This window comes from Sphingobium sp. FW306-1B-F04DB, from assembly GCF_058781925.1.
On the sequence record NZ_JBYSXE010000033.1, the window covers coordinates 1 to 20,376 of the forward strand.

The following is a 20,376-nucleotide window of genomic DNA, read 5'->3' on the forward strand; positions in this document are numbered from 1 at the left end:
ACCCTCCTGCATTGAAGCGTTCGCGACTTCGTACCATCCAGGAGGGTGACTACATCAATTACGCGGTGTCCGGATTTTGGTTCACTGCCGAACCCTCAATTGACCGAAAGTGGGTGGCGGGTTCAACTGGTCATCGCAACACCTTCTAATCATGCTGATGGAGGAGGTGTCCTATGGTGACGTCGCGGATCTGGTTCACGTCAGCGCAAAAGGCAGAGCTGTGGGAGCGCTGGAAGCAGGGTCAGAGTATTTCCTCGATTTCGCGGGCGCTGGATCGCAGGAACAAGACGGGTGTCCAGCGGATCGTGTCTTTGCACGGCGGCATCGCGCCGCCAGTCAGGCGCCGGGCGGTGTCGGCGCTCAAACTGGAGGAGCGTGAAGAGATTTCTCGCGGGATCGCGGCGGGACTTGCGGTTCGCGCTATCGCACGGGATCTCGGGCGCTCCCCCTCGACGATATGTCGCGAGATCGCGCGCAATGGCGGTGCGCCGGGCTACCGTGCGGCCCGGGCCGACAAATATGCCTGGCAGCGAGCGCTGCGGCCGAAGCGGTGTCGCCTAGCATGCAATGGACGGCTACGATGGCGCGTGGCGCAAAAGCTGGCGTTGCAGTGGTCGCCGGAGCAGATAGCGGGCTGGCTGAGGCGACAGTACCCGGACGATCCAGGCATGCGGATATCTCACGAGGCGATCTATCGCAGTCTCTTCATCCAGGCACGCGGCGTGCTGAAGAAGGAGCTGGCCGCGCATTTGCGCACCAGGCGCCAGATGCGCCAGGCCAAAGGCGCCAAGGGCCGGCATGGTCACGGGAAGATCGTTGATATGGTGTCGATCCGCGAACGCCCTGCCGAGGCCGAGGATCGCGCCGTGCCGGGCCATTGGGAAGGAGATCTTCTGACCGGCGCCAACGATACGCAGATCGCCACCCTCGTCGAGCGCCACAGCCGCTTCACCATGCTCGTCAAAGTGCCGAGGAAGGACTCGGCAACGGTCGTGACCGCGCTTGCCAGGCACATCCGCAGACTGCCGGAGGAGTTGCGGCGCTCTCTCACCTGGGACCAGGGCAGCGAAATGGCGCGTCACAAGACCTTCAGCGTCGCCACCAATGTGCAGGTTTACTTCTGTGATCCGCGCAGCCCCTGGCAGCGCGGCAGCAACGAAAATACCAACGGTCTTCTCAGGCAATACTTCCCTCGCGGCACTGACCTTTCCAGCATCTCGCAAGCTCAGCTCAACGCCGTTGCCCTGCGCCTCAATCAACGCCCCCGAAAGACCTTGGACTTCGAAACACCCGTCGATAAACTACGAGAGGTGTTGCGGTGACCGGTTGAACCCGCCACCACATTTCCGACATTCGGGCTCGGGGTTTGCTGGCAGCCCTCCGTGAAATTGGCTCAAGCGATTTCGGATCGGCGACGCTTCCCGCGCTTCAGGCTGCTTTCTTCTTACGCATGAGGACGAGGATCGCGTCGCGGTCCATGCCGCCGACGAGGAACACAACCACGAAATAGACGACCCCACCGGTGCCGACGAGCGCCATCACGCCCGCGAGCCGTTCCGCGACAGAGCCTGCAAACCAGCCGGCGAGCACGATGCGGACGCCCCAGAGCGCGGCGACCATCGCGAGACCGGCGGCGAACTGGCGTGCGATCCGGCCCCAGAGCCAGGGCTCGATGCGGAAATGCCCGCGCTTGCTCAGGATGACATAGAGCATCACGCAGTTGAGCCAGGAGCAGAGCGAGATCGCGGCGGCGAGGCCATAGATGCCGAAGGGGGGGATCAGCGCAAAGTTGAGAGCGATATTGGCGACGAGCACGATGCCTGCGGTCTTGACCGGGGTTTTGGTATCCTCGCGCGCATAGAAACCGGGCGTGATCACCTTGACGAGCACATAGGCGGGCAGGCCCGAGGCGATGATTGCAAGCACATTGCCAGTGACATAGGCGTCCTGGGCTGTGAAGCGGCCACCCTGGAAGAGGGCTGCGACAAGCGGGCCGGCCGCGACCGCGAGCGCAAGCGCGGCGGGCAGGCAGAGCAGCATCGAGAGGTCGACGGCGTTACCCTGAACCTTTGCGGCCTCCTCGGGCTCTCCTTTGGCGATGAAACGGCTGATGTGCGGCAGGATCGCGGTGCCGAGCGCGGTGCCGATCACGGAGAGCGGCAGCTGGTTCAGACGGTCCGAATAGTTGAGATACGACATCGAGCCTTCGGGCAGCCGCGTGGCGAAGAAAGTGTCGATCAGCTGGCTGATCTGGTAGACGCCCGCGCCCAGGGTCGCCGGGATCACGACGACAAAGAACTGCTTCACGCCCGGGGTCATGCGCGGCTTGCGGAGGCGCAGCGACACCCCTGCCTTGCGTGCGCCATGCCAGAGCAGGCCGAGCTGGAGAAAGCCGCCGACGGTGACGCCGACGGCAAGCGCGGTCGCGCTCTTCACCCCGCCATCGGGGACGATGAGCAGCGCCGCGAGCATCGCGAAATTGAGCAATGCTGGCGCGAAGGCGGCGGCCGCGAACTTCGTCAGCGAGTTGAGGATGCCCGAAAAGAAGGAGACGAGGCTGATCAGCAGCAGATAGGGAAAGGTGATGCGGCTGAGGAAGACCGTCAGCGCGAATTTTTGCGGCTCATCGGCATAGCCGGAGGCGATCGCCCAGACGAAGGCGGGCATCGCGATCTCGAAGAGCAGCGTGAACACGAGCAGCGTGGGAACGAAGAAGGCCAGCACCTCTTCAGAGAATTTCTTCGCCTCCTCCATCCCGCCGGGGCCGTGATAGCGCTGGCTGAACAGCGGGACGAAGCCGGCCGAAAAGGCACCCTCGCCGAACAGGCGGCGGAATGTGTTGGGAAGCCTGAAGGCGACGAGAAACGCGTCGGCCGACCCGCTGGCGCCCATGATGCGCGACATCAGCATCTCGCGCGCAAAACCGAAGACGCGGCTGACCATCGTCAGCCCGCCGATCGTGCCCATCGATTTGACGAGATTCATGGGCTTTCCTGTCCGGTCAGGCTTGCGACAACGGCGTCATTGCGAGCGAAGCGAAGCAATCCGGTGCGATGCCTGACGCTCGCTGGATTGCTTCGTCGCCTTGCTCGTCGCAATGACCGACAATCATGGGTGTAATGCCCGATATCAGGCCTGGCCCGCGGTCTCGATCTCGGCGAGCTGTTCGCCCTGCGCCTGGAGCTGGCTCATATAGAGCGCGCCGAAGTCCAGCGGCTCGAGCATCAGCGGCGGGAAGCCGCCATCGCGGACGGCATCAGCGAGGACGCGGCGCGCGAAGGGGAAAAGGATGCGCGGCGCTTCGGCGAGCAGGAAGGGCTGGAGCTGTTCCTCGGGCACGTTGCGCAGGCCGAAGAGCCCCGCATAGGCGAGCTCGACCTGGAACGCGACCTTGTCGGCGGCGGTCGCCTTCACGTCGATCTTGAGCATGACCTCGAAGACGTCGTCGGCGATCTTTTGCGGGCCGATGTTGAACTGGACGTCGATCTGCGGCTGCCCCTGCCACTGATAGACCGCCGGCGCGTTCGGATTTTCGAAGGAAAGGTCCTTAACATACTGCGAGATAATCGAAACCTGCGGAAGATCGTCCACGCCATTCGCCTGGGTCGCTTCGTTTTCCGCCGTGCCAAGTTCTTCGGCCATCATGTCCTGCCTTGATCGTATGAGAATTGGGTGCCGCGCCGCAGCGCGGAGCGTGCCGGGCGACTAGCAGGGGGCGCGGACAAGGGCAATGCCGCGCGCTCTCGCTTTTGCGTAAACCTACGCGTATGGCGGCCATTTGAAACAGTAGCGCGGAGCGCCTATATCGGGCGCACGGTCTGGACGGAGGTTGCGTGGTTACGGTTGTCATCCTGGCGCTTGTGTCGGTTTTCCTTGCCTTGCGGCTCTATTCGGTGCTCGGGAAGCGGACGGGGCATGAGCAGCACCCGCTGCCGCGCGCAGCCGAGGAGCGGCTTGGCCCCGCGCCGACCGGGGGCACCGTGACCGATATCAGCCCTGAAGCCTGCGTTGCGAGCGATCCCTCGATCGGTCCGGCCGCACAGCGCGGCGTCAAGGCGATCATGGGCGCCGATTCCTCGTTCGATCCCCCGCGCTTCCTCGAAGGAGCCAAGGCGGCGTATCGCGTGGTGCTCGAGGCCTATTGGTCGGGCGACGAGGCGCAGCTTGCCGAACTGGCGGGTGATGATGTCCGCGCGGCGTTTGTCGAGGCGATCACCGACCGCAAGGAGGCGGGGCACGTGCTTGACAACCGCCTTGTCGCGATCGAGCGGGCGATCATTTCCGATGCCGAGCTCGATAACCAGATGGCGCGCGTCACGGTGCGCTTCGATGCCGATATCGCTGCGGTGACGCGCGACACCGAAGGCAACGTCATCGCGGGCTCGCTCAACGACGCTGTGCCGACGCACGATGTCTGGACCTTCAGCCGTCATATCCGTTCCGACGATCCCAACTGGCTGCTGGTCGAAACCGACGAGGCGGCCTGACAATGCTTCGCCGGGGGGCGGGGATTGCGCTGGCGACGCTGGCGCTGGGCGCATGTGCAACGGTGCCCCGGCCCGTCGCCCCATCTTCGTCCACCCAGCCATCCAAGCCATCAGCCGAAGCGCCCAAGGTCGTGGCGCCCAAGGTAGAGCTGGTAAATGCGCTCGGCGCTGGCGTTTCCGCCGGACCTCCCATCGCGCAACTGGAGATGGCTGCCGAACAGGCGCAGCGCGCGCTTGCTGCATTTCGGATCAGTTGTCCTTCGCTCGTTAAACGCAGGGACACGAGCCTGCTCACCCAAAGCGCGGATTGGGTTCAGGTCTGCGCCGCCGCGAAAGCCTGGCCCAATGCCGACGCGGCTGGCTTCTTCCGCAACCATTTCGAGACGGTGCGCGTAGGCGACGGCAAGGGCTTCGCCACGGGCTATTTCGAACCGGAGATATTGGGATCGCGCACGGCCATGCCTGGCTATGTGCCGGTCTATAAGCGGCCCAATGATCTCATCGAGGCCGATCTGTCGCTTTTCAGCGACGGCCTCAAGGGCAAGAAGATTCGTGGTCGCGTCGAAAAAGATGCGTTGGTCCCCTATTACGATCGCAGCGCGATCGAGGATGGCGCATTGGCCGGCCGGGGGCTCGAGATCGCCTGGGCGGCGGATCCGGTCGAATTCTTCTTCCTGCAGATCCAGGGATCGGGGCGGCTCAAGCTGCCCGACGGCGGCGTGATGCGGATCGGGTATGACAACCAGAACGGCCGCGAATATACGGGGATTGGCAAACTCCTCCTCGACCGCGGTGAACTCCAGCGCGGCAAGGCGGGGATGCAGGGCATCATGGACTGGCTGCGCGCCAATCCCGAAAAGGGCCGCGCAGTGATGCGCGAGAACAAGAGCTTCGTCTTTTTCCGTGAACTGACGGGCCCCGGCCCGCTTGGCGCGCTCGGCCTGCCGGTAACGCCACGCGCGACCGTCGCTGCCGATCCGGCGTTCACGCCGCTGGGCGCCCCCGTCTTCCTGGCGCTCGATCGCCCGGAAACCGCAGGAATCTGGGTGGCGCAGGACACGGGCGGCGCGATCAAGGGGGCCAACCGGTTCGACACATTCTGGGGCGCGGGCGAAAACGCGCGGACGATCGCAGGGGGCATGGCGGCGCGCGGCGATGCCTTGCTGTTGCTGCCGCGCGGCACACTGACGCGGATCACGGGGGCAGGGGGCGATGGCGGGACGACGCCTCGACCCTGAAGAACGCGCTCTCTGGGCACGTGTGATCGCAAGCGTGACGCCACTGGCACCGCAACGCTTAGCCGCAGCGGCCGCCGAGCTCGTGTCCGAGCCCTCAGCCGTCGCGCCGAAGAAGCGGGCGCGCGTACCTGTAGCGTCACAGCAGCCCACGCCGCCGCCTCAGCCGCGCCCCGCGATCGGCGAGACACTCGACGGCAGCTGGGACCGCAGACTGTCGCGCGGTGCGATCATGCCTGACATGGCGGTCGACCTGCACGGCCACACGCTCGATTCGGCGTACAGGCTGCTCGATGCGAGCCTTGATCGCGGTATCCGCAGCGGCGCGCGCGTGATCCTGCTCATCACCGGCAAGCCGCCGAGTGCCGACGGGCGCGGAGAGAGACCGATGCGCGGCGCGATACGCGCGGCTGTCGGTGACTGGCTGGGTGCCTCGCGCCATGCCGCGCACATCGCGGCGGTGCGCAATGCGCATCCCCGTCATGGCGGCGCCGGCGCGCTTTATCTCATCCTGAAACGCTTTCGTCCCACCTTGTAAAGCCAAATTTAACAAGGTTCTGGCAGGAAACCTTAATCGGGGTAGCCAATGGGGTGGCTTTCCGGGTTCTGGGAATGTCGTGGGAGCAACATGGAAGGCGTATCGCTAAAGAGCCGCGCTATCGCCTTTGCCATATGCGTTGGCGCGGGTGCCTTCATCCTTTCGGTGCTTGCGGGGGCGGGGACGGCGAGCCACGCCGACAATGCCGCCAACGCGCTGATCGTTGCGATCATCTGCTCGGTGATGAGCTGGGCTTCGGCGGATCAGGCGCTTTCCGCGGTGGCCGACGCGGTCGACAGCGCGATCAAGCGGCTCTCGGCCGCGGCGCATGGCGATTTCGAAACGCCGACGCCCGAACAAGTCCGTGAATATCTGCCCGAACTCGCGGACAGCATGGATGCGCTGTTCCTCGAGACGCGCTCGACCTTCGACAGCATCCACAATCTGGCGATGTTCGATCCCGTAACCTCGCTGGCCAATCGCACGAATTTTCGCCGCGACGTCGAACGCGCGCTGGGCGAGCTGCCCGGTGAGTGCTGTTCCGCGCTGCTCTTCGTCGATCTCGACAATTTCAAGGCGGTCAACGATACGCTCGGCCACGCGCAGGGCGACCAGCTGCTCGCCAAGGTCGCCAACCGGCTGCGCGCGGTCCTCGCCGCCGAACGCCAGGCGGGGCGCGAGGGGCGTCTGCCCGGCATGATCGGCCGGCTGGCGGGCGACGAGTTCACGATGTTCCTCCCCGACATTGCCGACGCCGATGACGCGCGGCGCGTCGCGCAGCGCATCCTCTATGCGCTCAACGAGGATATCGAGCTTTCGGGCCATGCGATCCGGGTCGGCGCGTCGATCGGTGTCGCGATCTACCCCGAACACGGACGGTCGTTGACGACGCTGATGAAGGCGGCGGACGTCGCAATGTACCACGCCAAGGCGAACGGTCGCGCCCAGGCGCAGTTCTATACCGATGCGCTCGCCGATGCGCTGAGTGAACGGCTGCAGCTTGAGCAGGATCTGCGTCAGGCGCTGACGCACGCGCATTTCCGGCTGGCCTTCCAGCCGCAGATCCTGCTGGCCGATGGCGCGGTCTCCACCGCAGAGGCGCTGTTGCGCTGGGAGCATCCCGAAGACGGCACGCGCCTGCCCGGCGAATTCATCGACATCGCCGAGGAGAGCGCCCTGATCGTCGAGATCGGCGACTGGGTGATCGATGCGGTGGCCGCGACCATCGCACGCTGGGACCGCTTCGGCATCCAGCAGCGGCTCGCGATCAACATCAGCCCGCGCCAGATCGAGCAGCACGATTTCTTCACGCGGCTGCGCCAGCGCATGGAGCATCACGGCGCGCCCGCGCGCCTGCTCGAGCTCGAGATCACCGAGGGGCTCGCCATGACCTGCGGCGACGCGGTGTTCCAGGAGATGGCGGCGTTCCGTCGCGACGGTGCGATGATCTCGATCGACGATTTCGGAACGGGCTATTCCAATTTCTCGCGGCTGCGCGACATGCCGATTGACCGCGTCAAGCTCGACCGATCGATGATCGCGGATATCGCGGTGTCCGAACAGGCGCGCGCCATCATCCACGCGGTGATCGAGCTGATTCACGGCCTTGGCCACAAGGTCGTCGCCGAGGGCGTCGAGACCCGCGAACAGGCCGACGTGCTCAGGGTGATCGGCTGCGACGCGGTGCAGGGCTATGTGATCGCCCCGCCGATGGACGAGCACCAGTTTCTCGACTGGACGCGCGCGGAGCGCCCCGCGCTCGCCGGATAGCGTCAGGCGGCCGCGTGCCGATCGGCCTGCGCGTCGCGGATCACCAGCTCGAAGATCTCGGTCAGCGCGTGGATGTCTGCGATTGCGGCCGCCTCGTCGAGCTTGTGCATCGTCGCGTTGCACAGGCCGAATTCGACCACCGGGCAGAGTTTCGACAGGAAGCGCGCGTCGGAGGTGCCGCCCGTCGTCGACAACTCGGGCACCAGCCCCGTGACGCGGCGGATCGCGGCCGAGACGATGTCCGACAGCCGACCCGGCTCGGTGAGAAAGGCTTCGCCCGATATGCGCGCGACGAGCGAAGCGTTGGGCGACTCCTCCGCACAGATCGCGCGGATCCGCTCCACAAGCTGCTCGCCGGTGTGAAGATCGTTGAAGCGGATGCTCAATCGCGCCTTGGCGAGCGCGGGGATGACGTTGGTCGCGGGATTGCCGACCTCGATATCGGTGATTTCGATATTGGAGGGCTGGAACCAGTCATTGCCCTGGTCGAGCAAGATCGCATCGATCCGCGCCAGGATCCGGACGAGCGCTGGGATCGGATTGTCCGCCATATGCGGGTAGGCGACATGCCCCTGCGTGCCGGCGACCTCGATCCACATGTTGACCGAGCCGCGCCGGCCGATCTTGATCATGTCGCCGAGACGGTGGACCGAGGTCGGCTCGCCGACAAGGCAGAGATCGGGATGATGGCCATTGGCCTTCATCCACTCGATCAGCTCGACAGTGCCGTGGACCGCGGGCCCTTCCTCGTCGCCGGTGATGATCAGGCTGAGCGTGCCCGGTGCGTCGGCGGCGCGCGCGGCGGCCGCGACGAAGGCGGCGATCGAGCCCTTCATGTCGACCGCGCCGCGGCCGTAGAGCAACTCGCCGCGGATCTCGGGGGTGAAGGGATCGCTCGTCCAGCCATTGCCCGGCGGAACGACGTCGAGATGGCCCGCATAGGCAAGGTGCGGTCCGCCCGAACCGCGGTGGGCGAACAGATTCTCGACGGGGCCGTCGGGCGCCTCGCCCGCGACAAGGCGATGTACCGCGAAGCCGATCGCGACCAGCGCCTCTTCAAGCACGTCGAATACCGCGCCGGTCGCGGGGGTGATGCTGGGCGCGGCGATCAGCCGGCTGGCGAGGTCGATGGGATCGATGGACGCGGTCATGCGCTGCGACTAGCTTTACCTGTGGCTTTTGCCTAGCCGGAGGATGCCATGCCCAAGCTCGACCTCGCAGCGATTCTCCAGACCAACGCGACCGGCTACCCGCCCGAGCATGCCGACAAGGTGCAGGGGCGGTGGTATCGCCGGCTGGCGCCCGCGAGCGGCCTTACCGACTTCGGTGCGAGCCACGTCACGCTGAAGCCCGGTGCCTGGTCCGCGCAGCGGCACTGGCACGAAGGCGAGGATGAACTCGTGGTCATGCTGTCGGGCGAGGCCGTGCTCATCGACGATTCCGGTCGCCATCCGATGCGCCCCGGAGACGTTGCCGCCTTTCCGAAGAATGACGGCAATGGCCATGTGCTGATCAACGAGAGCGAGTCTGATTGCGTGTTCGTTGCGATCGGGCGCCCAGCGGCTACCGACTGCCACTATCCGGACATCGACCTGCATCTCGACAGCAGCAGCGGCACGTTTCGCCGCAAGGATGGAAGCGAATTCTGACCGTAATATTACTGGAGTGCGGCATGCGCACCACCTGTGCTATAACAAATCCGCAATGAAGGGCCGCATACGTAATGGGTAATCGAGTTCTCATCGTAGAAGATGAGCCGACGCTGCTTCATGTTCTGGAGGCAACGCTGGAATATGGGGGGTTCGAAGGCGTTATCGCGCGCACCGGGCGCGCGGCGGTAGAGCTGTTCGACTCGGGCGGGATCGACGCGGTGCTGCTCGACATGGGGCTGCCCGATCTGAGCGGAAATGAGTTGCTGCAACAATTGCGCCAGCGTTCCAATCTGCCGATCATCGTCGTTTCGGGGCACGATACCGAGCGCGATCGTATCACCGCGCTCGACCTTGGCGCAGATGATTTCGTTCCCAAGCCCTTCCTGCCGGGCGAGTTGCTCGCGCGCATCCGCGCGGCGCTGCGCCGCTATGAGACATCGGCGACATCGACCGGGGGCGCCACGACAGAGGGTGACACGCTCACCATCGACTCCATCCAGCCGCTTGTGACGATTGCGGGCGAGAGCATCTACCTCACGACGCACGAGCATAAGCTGCTGACGATCCTCGCGGCCCAGCTCGACCGCGCGGTGACGGTCGACGAAATCGTCACCGAGATCTGGGGCAGCGCCGACCCGCTGCATCAGGGCAATCTGCGCGTGCTGATCCACAAGCTGCGCGACAAGATCGAAGCCAACCCCAAGGCGCCGCGCTTCCTTCTGACGGTGCACGGCATCGGTTACCGACTCCGGACGCACAGCAAGGAAAGTGCGCCCGCCGCGGCTTGATGGGGCTACGCGCCGCCGGCAACCCCGGCGCGCTCAGGCTCCTTGGGCGGTGCGCTCGAACTTCTCGATGACCCATTCCTCTTCCTGCGCGCCGGCGATCCAGTCCTGCATGAAGGGATGCTCGATAATCGCGCGCATATAGGGTTCGGCGAAGCGCGCGACGGGAAGCTGGTAGGTGATGAAGCGCGTGATGACGGGCGCGAACATCATGTCTGCGGCGCCGAAGTCACCGAACAGGAAATCGCCGTCGCCGCCGAAGCGCGCGCGGGCCTCCTTCCAGAGCTGCATGATGCGCGTGATGTCCTGCATCACCTCCGCGGAGGGCGGCTGCGCCTCGTAGATCTGGCGGATGTTCATGCTGTGATCGCGGCGCAGCGCCGCAAAGCTCGAATGCATCTCGGCGCACATCGAACGTGCCATGGCGCGCGCGGCCTCGTTCTCCGGCCAGAACAGGGTGCGCCGGGTTTTCTCCGCCAGATATTCGATGATCGCGAGGCTGTCCCACACCACGACATCGCCGTCCCACAATATCGGCACCTTGCCAGAGGAGGGCGCGAACTCGTCGCCCTCGCGGCGCCTGTCCCAGTCCTGATCGTAGAGCGGGACGACGTTCTCCTCGAAGGGCAGTCCCGACTGCCGGACCGCGAGCCAGCCGCGCAGCGACCAGCTGGAATAGGCTTTGTTCCCGATGAAGAGCTTGAGCATGTTGGGCGTGATAGAGCGCGGCGGCCCAACTCTCAACCGTCACACTGAACTTGTTTCAGGGGCCATGCGGTCTTTCGTTGTGCGTCAGCGTTTTCGCGTGGATGCTGAAACAAGTTCAGCATGACGATGAGGTTAAGGCAGGGGCGCGAAACCCCAGTCCTCGGCCAGGTCTCGCCACTGCGGATTGGCCTGTTCGATCAGGTTGATCTTCCAGTCTCGATGCCATCGCTTGAGCTGCTTCTCGCGCGCGATGGCGCCCTCCATGTCGTCGAACATTTCGAAATGGACGAGCCGTTTCGAATTGTAGCGCGAGGTGAAGCCTTTGATCAGGCCAGTGCGATGTTCGTGAATGCGCTTAAGAGGGATGGACGTGACGCCGATATACAGCGTGCCTCGCATCGCGCTTGCCAAGATGTAGGTGCAGGGACTGCGCTCCATATCGAAACGCTAGCGTCACAAAATCCGATCGTCATCCTGAACTTGTTTCAGGATCCATGCGATCTATCCGTTCACACCGACGTTTCCCTATGGATGCTGAAACAAGTTCAGCATGACGGTTACGCGGGCGTTCAAGTCAGCGATTCGATCACCGCGGCGCGCAGCTCGGCCATGCCCATGCCCGTTTCGCTCGAAGTCGCGATGATCTCGGGATGCGCGGCGGGGCGGGTGCGCGCCTCGGCGGTGGTACGTTCGATCACGGCGGCGAGTTCGCTGGCCTTGATCTTGTCGGCCTTGGTGAGCACCAGCCGGTAGCTGACCGCGGCGTCGTCGAGCATCTTCATCACGTCGCGATCGACATCCTTGATGCCGTGGCGGCTGTCGATGAGCACAAGCGTGCGCTTGAGCACCGAACGGCCGCGCAGGAAGTCGTTGATCAGGAAGCGCCACTGCTTGACGACGTCCTTGGGCGCCTTGGCAAAGCCGTAGCCGGGCATGTCGACGAGGCGGAGCAGCAGGGGGTTGCCGACGTCGAAGAAATTGAGCTCCTGCGTGCGCCCCGGCGTGTTGGACGTGCGCGCGAGGCCGTTGCGGTTGGTGAGCGCATTGAGCAGCGAGGATTTGCCGACATTGGAGCGCCCGGCAAAGGCAATCTCGGGCACGCTCATGTCGGGCAGGAACTTGAGCGCGGGCGCGGACTTCAGAAAGGCGATGGGCCCCGCGAAAATCTTGCGCGCGGCCTCGATCGCTTCCTCGGTTCGTTCCGTAGCGCTCATTGACGCAGGTCCCCAAACGTCATCCCCGCAAAAGCGGGGATCCATGAACGCGAAATCGTCCGGAGAAGACGGTGTTCCTGGATTCCCGCTTTCGCGGCAATGACAAGGAAGGGGATCGGCCTCACTTCGCGACCGCCTGGCTCAGCGAGGGGTGGCGGCTGTAGAGCCACTTCTGCTGCGCGATCGAGAGGATGTTGTTGGTGAGCCAGTAGAGCTGCAGGCCCGCCGCGAAGGGCGCCATGATGAACATGAAGACCCAGGGCATGATCCCGAACACCTGCTGCTGCACCGGATCGGCGGGCGCGGGGTTGAGCTTGAACTGCAGCCACATCGAGATGCCGAGCAGGATCGGCAGCACGCCGAGCGCGATCATCGAGGGCGGCGTGAAGTTCAACAGGCCGAACAGATTGACCGGGGTGAGCGGGTCGGGCGCCGAGAGGTCCTTGATCCACAGCACGAAGGGCTGGTGGCGCATTTCGATCGTCAGCAAGAGCACCTTGTAGAGCGCGTAGAAGACGGGAATCTGCAGCAGGATCGGCAGGCAGCCCGCGAGCGGATTGATCTTTTCCTGCTGGTAGAGCTTGAGCATCTCCTGCTGGAGGCGCTGCTTGTCGTCCTTGTGGCGTTCCTGGAGCGCCTTCATCTTGGGCTGGACGGCGCGCATGCCCGCCATCGACTTGAACTGCTTCTGCGCGATCGGGAACATCAGCGCACGGATGATCAGCGTGAGGCCGATGATCGCGACGCCGAAATTGCCGAAGACGCGGAACAGCCAGTCGAGCAGGTAGAAGATCGGCTTTTCGAACCAGTAGAACCAGCCCCAGTCGATGCCGCGGTCGAACTGCCTGATACCGAGTTCATCCTCATAGCGGTCGAGCAGCGCCACTTCCTTTGCCCCCGCGAAAAAGCGCGAGGTGCTGCTGAGCGCCTTGCCCGGCTGCACGATCTGCGGTTCACCGGTGAAATCCGCCTGATAGGCCTTGTCGGAGCCGACCCGGAAGGTGGCATTCATCGGCGCGCCCTGATCGGGGACGAGTGCGGTCAGCCAGTATTTGTCGCTGAAGCCGAGCCAGCCGCCTTTGGAGGCGTTCTGCACGCCGGTATTGCCCGCTTCGTCGACATCCTCGAAATTGATGCCGTAATTGGCCGATCCGTTGAACACGCCCATCGGACCGGTGTGGATCGTCCAGCTGTCGGGATCCTTGGAGACGCCCTGACGGCTGACGAAGCCGAAGGGCTGGGCGGCAACGGCGCCAGCGCCGGTGTTGGCGACGGTCTGCTTGACCGTGAACATATAGTCCTTGTCGACCGACAGCGCGATCTCGAAGCGCTGGCCCTGTCCGTTGTCCCAGCTGAGGGTCACTGGTGTGGCGGGGGTCAGCGTGGTGCTATTAGCGGTCCAGACGGTGTCGGCGGTGGGGGCGACGAGCCCCTGGCCCGTCCAGCCGAAGCCCGCGAGATAGCTGTCCTTTGCGCCGGCGGGCGAGAGCAGCCGGATCGGCGGCGAATTCTTCGCGATCGTCTCGCCGTAGCGCGTGAGAATCAGATCATCGATGCGCGCGCCCTTGAGGTTGATCGAACCCTTGAGCGCGGGCGTGTCGATCTTCACGCGCGGCGCCTCGGCTAGTACGACGGCGCTGTCGCGCGGCGCCTGCGCGGCGCCCGGCACCGGGCTCCCCGTCGCATGGGGGACGGGCACCTGCTTGCCGTCGACAACCTTGGTTGCAGGCGGATTGGCGGTGGGGAAATAGCGGTCGGAGATGAACGTCCAGCCCAACAACACAAGTGCCGACAGCACGATCGCCAGGATCATGTTGCGATTATTGTCCAACGTCATTCCCCCAAATCATGGAATAGGCCCAAATCATGGAACAGGATCGTAGCCCGAGCCGCCCCAGGGGTGGCAGCGGGCGATGCGCCTGGCGGCAAGCCAGGAGCCTTTGAGTGCGCCATAGCGGCTGAGTGCGGTGATTGCATAGGCCGAACAGCTCGGCTGATAGCGGCAGCTGGGCGGCAGGATCGCCGAGGGGCCGAGCTGCCACAGGCGGGCGACACCGATGAACAGTTTCGCGATCACGGCCGCGCCGCCTTTGCGAGCGCCCTGGAGAGTTCGCGGCGAAGATCGGAAAAGTCACGTTCCACGCCGCCGGCACGCCCGATCAGCACATGGTCTGCGCCTGCTATGCCCTGATCGGGCAGCAGCTCGCGGATGAGCGCACGAAAACGGCGCTTCATCCGGTTCCGGACGACAGCGCCGCCGATCTTCTTCGTAACCGTGATTCCGTAGCGAACGAGCGATTCGCCATCGTCGCGCGTGCGCACGAGCAGGACGAAGCCCGGCATCGCCACACGCTTGCCGCCGTTCGCCGCCAGATAGTCGGCGCGACAGCTCAGTCCGATCAGGCCGACAGAACCTTGCGGCCGCGGGCCCGACGGGCACGGATCACGTTGCGACCGCCCGGGGTCGCCATGCGGGCGCGAAAGCCGTGACGGCGGGCGCGCACAAGGTTGCTCGGCTGGAAGGTGCGCTTCATCGCTCATTTCCTCAAACGTCAAAATAGAAAATGGCCGCCTCAGGCGGGCGGCCGCTGTTGGGGGGCGGATATTGAAATCGGGGGAGGAAGTCAATCGGATTCGGCCGCCTGCTGCCGCGCAATCCGGGCGCGGCGTTTCGCGCTGCGGCGCCTGAGGCTCCAGTCGGCCCACTCGCCATATTTGGGGTGGCGCTTCTTGAACGCGACATAGCGTTTCTTCGCCCATTGCGAATTCTTGAGCGCAAGGCTCGCGCCGATGGCGAAGACGACGATTCCGCCGGGGCCGGGAAGCGGTGCGACGACGGGCGCCAGCACGATCAGCGCGCAACCGAGCAGGAACAGCGCGTAGCGCACGCGCTCGTCGCGGACCATAGCGGAAAGGCGTTGCTTCAGCCACATGTCGGCGATGTGGGAAGCGGCCTGCACGCGCGCAAGGCGCCGCCTCGCCGTTCGTCGAAAACACGTCTCGACTCCGCAACGATCTGCCGCCAGACTGCGTCGGAACAAAACGGGGGCGGAACATGGTATCCATTGTTTCGACAGTGGCTTATCTGGGGCTGGAAGCGCGCGCGGTGGAAACGCAGGTGCAGGTGGCCGCGGGCGTTCCTGCATTCGTGGTCGTCGGGCTTCCGGACAAGGCGGTGGCCGAAAGCCGCGAGCGCGTTCGCGCCGCGATCGCCGCGATCGGGCTCTCACTTCCCCCCAAGCGGATCACGGTCAACCTTTCGCCAGCCGACCTTCCCAAGGAGGGATCGCATTATGACCTGCCGATCGCGCTCGGCCTGCTTGGCGCGATGGGGGTGATCGATGCCGAAACACTCGCCTCCTATGTCGTCGTGGGCGAACTGGGGCTCGACGGCCGTGTGGCGTCCTCGCCGGGCGTGCTGCTTGCGGCGCTGCACGCGTCGGAGGCGGGACAGGGGCTGGTCTGTCCCGCGGCGCAGGGGGGCGAGGCGGCCTGGGCAGGCAATGTCGAGGTCGTCGCTGCCCCCGACTTGCTGAGCCTCCTCAACCATTTCAAGGGAAGCGCGCCGCTCCGCCCGCCAGTGCCCGGTGAGGTGGCGCTCAACGGCCACGGCCCCGACCTGCGCCAGGTGAAGGGGCAGGAAACCGCCAAGCGCGCGCTCGAGATCGCCGCGGCGGGCGGACACAACCTGCTGATGATCGGGCCGCCCGGGGCGGGCAAGTCGCTGCTCGCATCGTGCCTTCCCGGCATCCTGCCCGAGCTTGGGCCCGCTGAGGCGCTCGAAGTATCGATGGTCGCATCGGTCGCGGGCGAACTGACCGATGGCAGGCTGATCCGTGCGCGCCCCTTTCGGAGCCCGCATCATTCGGCGTCGATGGCGGCGCTTGTGGGCGGCGGGCTGCGCGTACGGCCGGGCGAGGTGAGCCTGGCGCATCTCGGTGTGCTGTTTCTCGACGAATTGCCCGAATTCCAGCGCGCGGTGCTTGATTCGCTGCGCCAGCCGCTCGAAACGGGAACGGTGAGCGTCGCACGCGCCAACGCGCACGTGACCTTTCCTGCGCGCGTCCAGATGGTCGCGGCGATGAATCCGTGCCGCTGCGGGCATCTCGGCGATCCTGCGCTTGCCTGCGCGCGGGCGCCGCGCTGCGCCGCCGACTATCAGGCAAAGGTCTCGGGGCCATTGCTCGACCGGATCGACCTGCATGTCGAGGTGCAGGCGGTAACCGCGGCCGATCTCGTGCTTCCGCCTCCCGCCGAGGGATCGGCCGAGGTCGCGTCGCGCGTCGCAGCCGCGCGGACGATCCAGACCGCGCGCTATGCCGGGCAGGGCATTCGCACCAATGCCGAGGTCGACGGCGAAATGCTTGAAGATGTGGCCACGCCCGACGAGGCAGGGCGAAAGCTGCTCGCCCAAGCGGCCGAGGCGATGCGGCTCTCGGCGCGCGGCTATACGCGGATCCTGCGCGTTGCGCGCACGATCGCCGATCTGGCGGGTAGCCAGCGCGTAGGCCGCGTCCATGTCGCCGAGGCGCTCAGCTATCGGCGGCAGGCGCCGCGCAACTGAATTTTCTTGCCAGCATCGGCGATTGGCATAGTCTTCGCGATATCCACGACAAGGTGGATGAAGCAAAGGGGGAGTGAAGCCATGGAATGGGCAACGTTACCGCTGAAGAAATATGCCGAATTCACTGGGCGTTCGCGTCGCAAGGAATATTGGATGTTCGTACTTCTGGCTGTCGTCGTTTATGTGTGCGCGATGGTCATCGACCGGATGCTTGGCATGTCCCAGATGGTTGCCGGCCTGTACGGACCCGCTTATTTGCTGACGGCGCTCGCGTTGCTCGTGCCCAGCATCGCGGTCAGCGTCCGCCGGTTGCACGATACTGATCGGTCAGGCTGGTGGCTGCTCATCGTCATCGTTCCGCAGCTGATCTCGATGTTTCTGATCCTCTCGGGCAACCTCGTGGTCGGCGGCACGATGAGCATGGTGACGCTGGTCTGCGCCGTTATCGTGCTCGTGTTCATGGTGCTCGACGGGGTCAAGGGCGACAATCGATACGGGTCCGATCCGAAGGCCGGTGAGGTGTCTGCCGAATAATGACGCCCGGTAGTTGCGGGCGGCCCCAGTCTCGGCTAGGGCCGCCCTTCGCTGCCCCTGTGGCGAAATTGGTAGACGCATTCGACTCAAAATCGAACGCCGCAAGGCATGCTGGTTCGAGTCCGGCCAGGGGCACCAAAAATCTTTCCGTGTACGTCCACTTGCGTCCGTAAGCGGTATGTAAAACAAGGGTTTTTTGGCGTATCCTGTTCGGCCTCGTCCGGGCGAAATTACGCCTATCCGATTCATTTGATGGTATCTGGATGGGTTTTGCCCGGTTTGACGACCGGAGATACCATCATGCTCTTGACCGCCCTGGCCGTGAAATCGGCAAAGCCCCGGTCGAGGCCGTACAAGATGTGCGACTATCTTGGGCTCTATCTGCTCGTGACGCCGAAGGGCCAAAAATACTGGCGTCTCAACTATCGCTGGATGAGCCAGCAGAAGACGCTGGCGCTTGGCGTCTTTCCTCAAATCACCTTGAGCGAAGCCCGGAAGCGGCGCGATGCCGCCAAAAGATTGCTTGCGGACGGCGTTGACCCATCCGAGGAGCGCAAGCTCAAGACCCTGGCCGCGCAACTTGCCGCAGCAAATACCTTCAAGGCCGTCGCCGAAGAATGGGTCGCGAAAGCGCAAAAGGAAGGACGCGCTGACATCACGGTCCATAAGCTGCGATGGCTGCTCGGGCTCGCCTATCCATCGATTGGCCGCAGGCCCATATCAAGGATTACCACTCCCGAACTCCTGGCGGTCATCAGGAAAGTGGAGGGCAGGGGGCATCATGAAACCGCACAGCGCTTGCGCAGTGTGTGTAGCCGGGTGTTTCGCTACGCGATCATCACCTCTCGCGCCGAGAGAGACATCGCTGCTGATCTTCGAGGCGCACTGACAACGCCCAAAGTGACTCACCGTGCGGCGATAACGACGGTGGGCGAGGCCGGCGAATTGCTCCGCGCGATCGACGGGTACAGCGGGCATTTCATGACGAGGATCGCATTGCGTCTTGCGCCGCATGTCTTTGTTCGACCGGGCGAACTGAGAATGGCACAATGGAGCGAACTCGATCGGGAAAAGGCCATTTGGACCATTCCAGCCGAAAAGATGAAGATGCGCGTGCCACACAGGGTGCCACTCTCACGCCAAGTCGTTGCTATTCTAGCAGAGATTGAGCCCATCACGGGTGACGGAAGATACGTGTTTCCATCGCATTGGAGCCCGATGCGACCGATGTGTGAAAACACATTGAACACCGCGCTGCGCCGGATGAGCTATGCACAGGACGAGATGACCTCGCATGGGTTCAGGGCGATGGCGGCCACCCTGCTGAACGAGATGGGCAAGTGGAATCCCGACGCCATCGAGCGGCAGCTGGCGCATGCAGAAGCGAATGGGGTGCGCCGTGCCTATGCGCGTGGAGAATTCTGGAGTGAGCGCGTGGCGATGATGCAGGAATGGTCGGATTACCTCGACATGCTTCGCGATAGGGCGCGGATCCTGCAGCCGAAATTTGGTGTGAGGTGTGACTGACTTTGGGCGCACTCCAGTCATAGCACACGACCTGATCTGAGCCGCATGGCTCGCGCCATCCGCGCTCCCGCGCGGGTTTGCTGGTTGGCCGGTCCGGCCTGAGCGGGATGGGCGTCGCTTGCCCTTAGCCCCGCCCGGGCGTGCCGCAACCCGCTGACGCGGGTCCTCCTCTGCGTTGCGGCCCTACACCCCACCCCATCGCGCAAGCGCGGTGGGGACCCCGAGGGGATGCGGCCCGCCCTTCATGGGCGGGGCTGCCGGTCCGCTCCTGTCGCCTAACCCCAACTTTCCGGTCATTCAGCGCGCCGGGCGCGCATCCCCAAACCGGACATGGCAGCTACCTGCGGTTTTCCGAAAAAAGCTGCCTTTCCGGACTCGCCAACATTGCAGACATAACGGCAGTGTGTGATCTTATGGTGGGGGTGACGCGATGATTGAGAATTTTTGGTGAGGCGGGCAGCGGCAATCGTGCTGCTGGTCATCGGGCTCTGTTGCGCGATGGTGTCACTTTTCGCCATTTTGGGGCACGGCTCGGTCGAGCACACTGTTCAACACAGCAAGCAGATTGCAGCTCAGTTGCGGAAAACCGCAGCATTCGCGGAGGCGTATCGCCAGCAACATGGACGATTGCCGACCAACGAAGAGCTTCTCGCGTGGTCGAAGGATCAACCTCAGCAGCGGGGCACGTATGTCATCCTAGAGCCTGGAGTTGGCCAGTTTGGAGAGGAAGCTGTCGCGCAGCTAGGGAGGCCGCAAAAGGACGATTATTTCATCGGAATGTGGCGCGGTGAATGGATGGAGTATTATGCACCCTCATCGGGAAGGACCACGCTCAGGTTCGATGAAGGCGACTACTACGTTCTTGGCAGTCGCAATCGCGATATGATTCTTGGGGGGCTGCTGACCCTTGTGACACTTGCCTGCTCAATCGGGCTGTGGACTGGCAGACTGACACGGCTGTCAATCGTTCACCTCGGGCTGAACGTCCGCTAACCCGACAGCGCTAACCCTTTGACGCCTCTGGACACCTCCCAGAAGCGGTCGTCGTTCTCAATCTGAACGTATGGCAGGAATTGGGAGCCAGAAATGGCCCCTGCTATGACCGCTTAGTTGGCGGTTGCTGCCAACGCCGCTAACGAATGGGCGATGGCAGCTGAGCCAATGTCTGCTGCGAGGTAAGTCGATCTGCAGCTTGGACAGTGATGCCATGACAAGCACAGGACAGAATTGGCGTCAGAGGCCTAATCGATGTGGATCGTTGGCGAACGGCGACTTGCCATATGCACGACGGAACTGACCGATGGGTGCCGCCTCGACCTCGACCGGGATGCGCCCGGGCGTCTCTTTCCACGCGACAATCAG

General features: G+C 64.1%; 22 protein-coding genes and 1 tRNA gene. 12 read left to right on the top strand and 11 right to left on the bottom strand.

Annotated elements, in window-relative coordinates; genetic code table 11:
• The first annotated feature begins 173 nt into the window (after window positions 1-173).
• Entirely contained in the window at window positions 174-1,322 is a 1,149-nt protein-coding gene (locus tag AC3WJD_RS14360; protein ID WP_492747371.1) for an IS30 family transposase, read from the top strand.
• A 106-nt stretch (window positions 1,323-1,428) separates the two neighbouring features.
• On the opposite strand, the gene murJ is transcribed toward AC3WJD_RS14360, so the two are convergent.
• Window positions 1,429-2,985 carry a murein biosynthesis integral membrane protein MurJ gene (murJ, locus tag AC3WJD_RS14365; protein ID WP_492747372.1) on the bottom strand — a complete coding sequence of 519 codons (1,557 nt, stop codon included), beginning with the start codon at window positions 2,983-2,985 and terminating at the stop codon, window positions 1,429-1,431.
• Between the two features lie 144 nt (window positions 2,986-3,129).
• Window positions 3,130-3,642, bottom strand: coding sequence for a protein-export chaperone SecB (gene secB, locus AC3WJD_RS14370; protein WP_492747373.1), 513 nt, complete (start codon window positions 3,640-3,642; stop codon window positions 3,130-3,132).
• 191 nt (window positions 3,643-3,833) lie between these two features.
• Between secB and AC3WJD_RS14375 the strand changes: the two genes are divergently transcribed.
• The 4 genes from AC3WJD_RS14375 (at window position 3,834) to AC3WJD_RS14390 (ending at window position 8,030) form a co-directional block, all read left to right on the top strand.
• Window positions 3,834-4,487 (top strand): Tim44/TimA family putative adaptor protein, encoded by a 654-nt coding sequence (locus tag AC3WJD_RS14375; RefSeq protein ID WP_492747374.1) that lies wholly within the window; start codon window positions 3,834-3,836, stop codon window positions 4,485-4,487.
• A gap of 2 nt (window positions 4,488-4,489) precedes the next feature.
• Entirely contained in the window at window positions 4,490-5,725 is a 1,236-nt protein-coding gene (gene mltA / locus AC3WJD_RS14380) for a murein transglycosylase A (protein ID WP_492747375.1), read from the top strand.
• The gene (locus AC3WJD_RS14385) at window positions 5,700-6,260 is read left to right on the top strand and encodes a Smr/MutS family protein (RefSeq protein WP_492747376.1); all 561 of its coding nucleotides are present in this window, start codon (window positions 5,700-5,702) and stop codon (window positions 6,258-6,260) included. Before mltA ends, AC3WJD_RS14385 begins: the two co-directional genes overlap by 26 nt.
• 90 nt (window positions 6,261-6,350) lie before the next feature.
• Window positions 6,351-8,030, top strand: a complete 1,680-nt coding sequence (locus AC3WJD_RS14390; protein ID WP_492747377.1) for a putative bifunctional diguanylate cyclase/phosphodiesterase — start codon at window positions 6,351-6,353, stop codon at window positions 8,028-8,030.
• A 2-nt stretch (window positions 8,031-8,032) separates the two neighbouring features.
• Here AC3WJD_RS14390 and dapE read toward each other — a convergent pair whose 3' ends face one another.
• Entirely contained in the window at window positions 8,033-9,181 is a 1,149-nt protein-coding gene (gene dapE / locus AC3WJD_RS14395) for a succinyl-diaminopimelate desuccinylase (RefSeq protein WP_492747378.1), read from the bottom strand.
• Between the two features lie 48 nt (window positions 9,182-9,229).
• On the opposite strand from dapE, the gene AC3WJD_RS14400 reads away from it, so the two are divergent.
• Both AC3WJD_RS14400 and AC3WJD_RS14405 read left to right on the top strand, forming a co-directional pair.
• Complete coding sequence (locus tag AC3WJD_RS14400) at window positions 9,230-9,679, top strand: cupin domain-containing protein (RefSeq protein WP_492747379.1); 450 nt, start codon at window positions 9,230-9,232, stop codon at window positions 9,677-9,679.
• 74 nt (window positions 9,680-9,753) lie between these two features.
• Window positions 9,754-10,470 carry a response regulator transcription factor gene (locus tag AC3WJD_RS14405; RefSeq protein WP_492747380.1) on the top strand — a complete coding sequence of 239 codons (717 nt, stop codon included), beginning with the start codon at window positions 9,754-9,756 and terminating at the stop codon, window positions 10,468-10,470.
• Window positions 10,471-10,503: 33 nt separating this feature from the next.
• On the opposite strand, the gene AC3WJD_RS14410 is transcribed toward AC3WJD_RS14405, so the two are convergent.
• From AC3WJD_RS14410 to AC3WJD_RS14445, 8 genes are all read right to left on the bottom strand, one after another.
• A complete protein-coding gene (locus tag AC3WJD_RS14410) occupies window positions 10,504-11,175 on the bottom strand; it encodes a glutathione S-transferase family protein (protein ID WP_492747381.1) in 672 nt (223 codons plus the stop codon).
• 132 nt (window positions 11,176-11,307) lie between these two features.
• A complete protein-coding gene (locus tag AC3WJD_RS14415; protein WP_492747382.1) occupies window positions 11,308-11,613 on the bottom strand; it encodes a GIY-YIG nuclease family protein in 306 nt (101 codons plus the stop codon).
• A gap of 131 nt (window positions 11,614-11,744) precedes the next feature.
• Entirely contained in the window at window positions 11,745-12,389 is a 645-nt protein-coding gene (gene yihA / locus AC3WJD_RS14420) for a ribosome biogenesis GTP-binding protein YihA/YsxC (protein WP_492747383.1), read from the bottom strand.
• Between the two features lie 121 nt (window positions 12,390-12,510).
• Window positions 12,511-14,220: a membrane protein insertase YidC gene (gene yidC, locus AC3WJD_RS14425; RefSeq protein WP_492747411.1), complete on the bottom strand. Its 1,710-nt coding sequence runs from the start codon at window positions 14,218-14,220 to the stop codon at window positions 12,511-12,513.
• A 33-nt stretch (window positions 14,221-14,253) separates the two neighbouring features.
• On the bottom strand, window positions 14,254-14,466 hold the full coding sequence (gene yidD, locus AC3WJD_RS14430) for a membrane protein insertion efficiency factor YidD (protein ID WP_492747384.1): 213 nt from the start codon (window positions 14,464-14,466) through the stop codon (window positions 14,254-14,256).
• Window positions 14,463-14,732 carry a ribonuclease P protein component gene (rnpA, locus tag AC3WJD_RS14435; protein ID WP_492747385.1) on the bottom strand — a complete coding sequence of 90 codons (270 nt, stop codon included), beginning with the start codon at window positions 14,730-14,732 and terminating at the stop codon, window positions 14,463-14,465. The genes yidD and rnpA overlap by 4 nt, the downstream gene beginning before the upstream one ends.
• Window positions 14,733-14,788: 56 nt before the next feature.
• Entirely contained in the window at window positions 14,789-14,923 is a 135-nt protein-coding gene (rpmH, locus tag AC3WJD_RS14440; RefSeq protein ID WP_119763803.1) for a 50S ribosomal protein L34, read from the bottom strand.
• Between the two features lie 90 nt (window positions 14,924-15,013).
• Window positions 15,014-15,349 carry a hypothetical protein gene (locus tag AC3WJD_RS14445; protein WP_492747387.1) on the bottom strand — a complete coding sequence of 112 codons (336 nt, stop codon included), beginning with the start codon at window positions 15,347-15,349 and terminating at the stop codon, window positions 15,014-15,016.
• A 95-nt stretch (window positions 15,350-15,444) separates the two neighbouring features.
• Here AC3WJD_RS14445 and AC3WJD_RS14450 point away from each other — a divergent pair, with 95 nt between their 5' ends.
• The 5 genes from AC3WJD_RS14450 (at window position 15,445) to AC3WJD_RS14470 (ending at window position 20,007) form a co-directional block, all read left to right on the top strand.
• Window positions 15,445-16,953 (top strand): YifB family Mg chelatase-like AAA ATPase, encoded by a 1,509-nt coding sequence (locus tag AC3WJD_RS14450; RefSeq protein WP_492747388.1) that lies wholly within the window; start codon window positions 15,445-15,447, stop codon window positions 16,951-16,953.
• A 153-nt stretch (window positions 16,954-17,106) separates the two neighbouring features.
• Window positions 17,107-17,487: a DUF805 domain-containing protein gene (locus AC3WJD_RS14455; protein WP_492747389.1), complete on the top strand. Its 381-nt coding sequence runs from the start codon at window positions 17,107-17,109 to the stop codon at window positions 17,485-17,487.
• Window positions 17,488-17,540: 53 nt separating this feature from the next.
• Window positions 17,541-17,625: transfer RNA gene (locus AC3WJD_RS14460), tRNA-Leu, on the top strand.
• A gap of 162 nt (window positions 17,626-17,787) precedes the next feature.
• On the top strand, window positions 17,788-19,014 hold the full coding sequence (locus tag AC3WJD_RS14465) for a tyrosine-type recombinase/integrase (protein WP_492747390.1): 1,227 nt from the start codon (window positions 17,788-17,790) through the stop codon (window positions 19,012-19,014).
• A 468-nt stretch (window positions 19,015-19,482) separates the two neighbouring features.
• Window positions 19,483-20,007, top strand: coding sequence for a hypothetical protein (locus tag AC3WJD_RS14470; RefSeq protein ID WP_492747391.1), 525 nt, complete (start codon window positions 19,483-19,485; stop codon window positions 20,005-20,007).
• The last annotated feature ends 369 nt before the right edge of the window (window positions 20,008-20,376 follow it).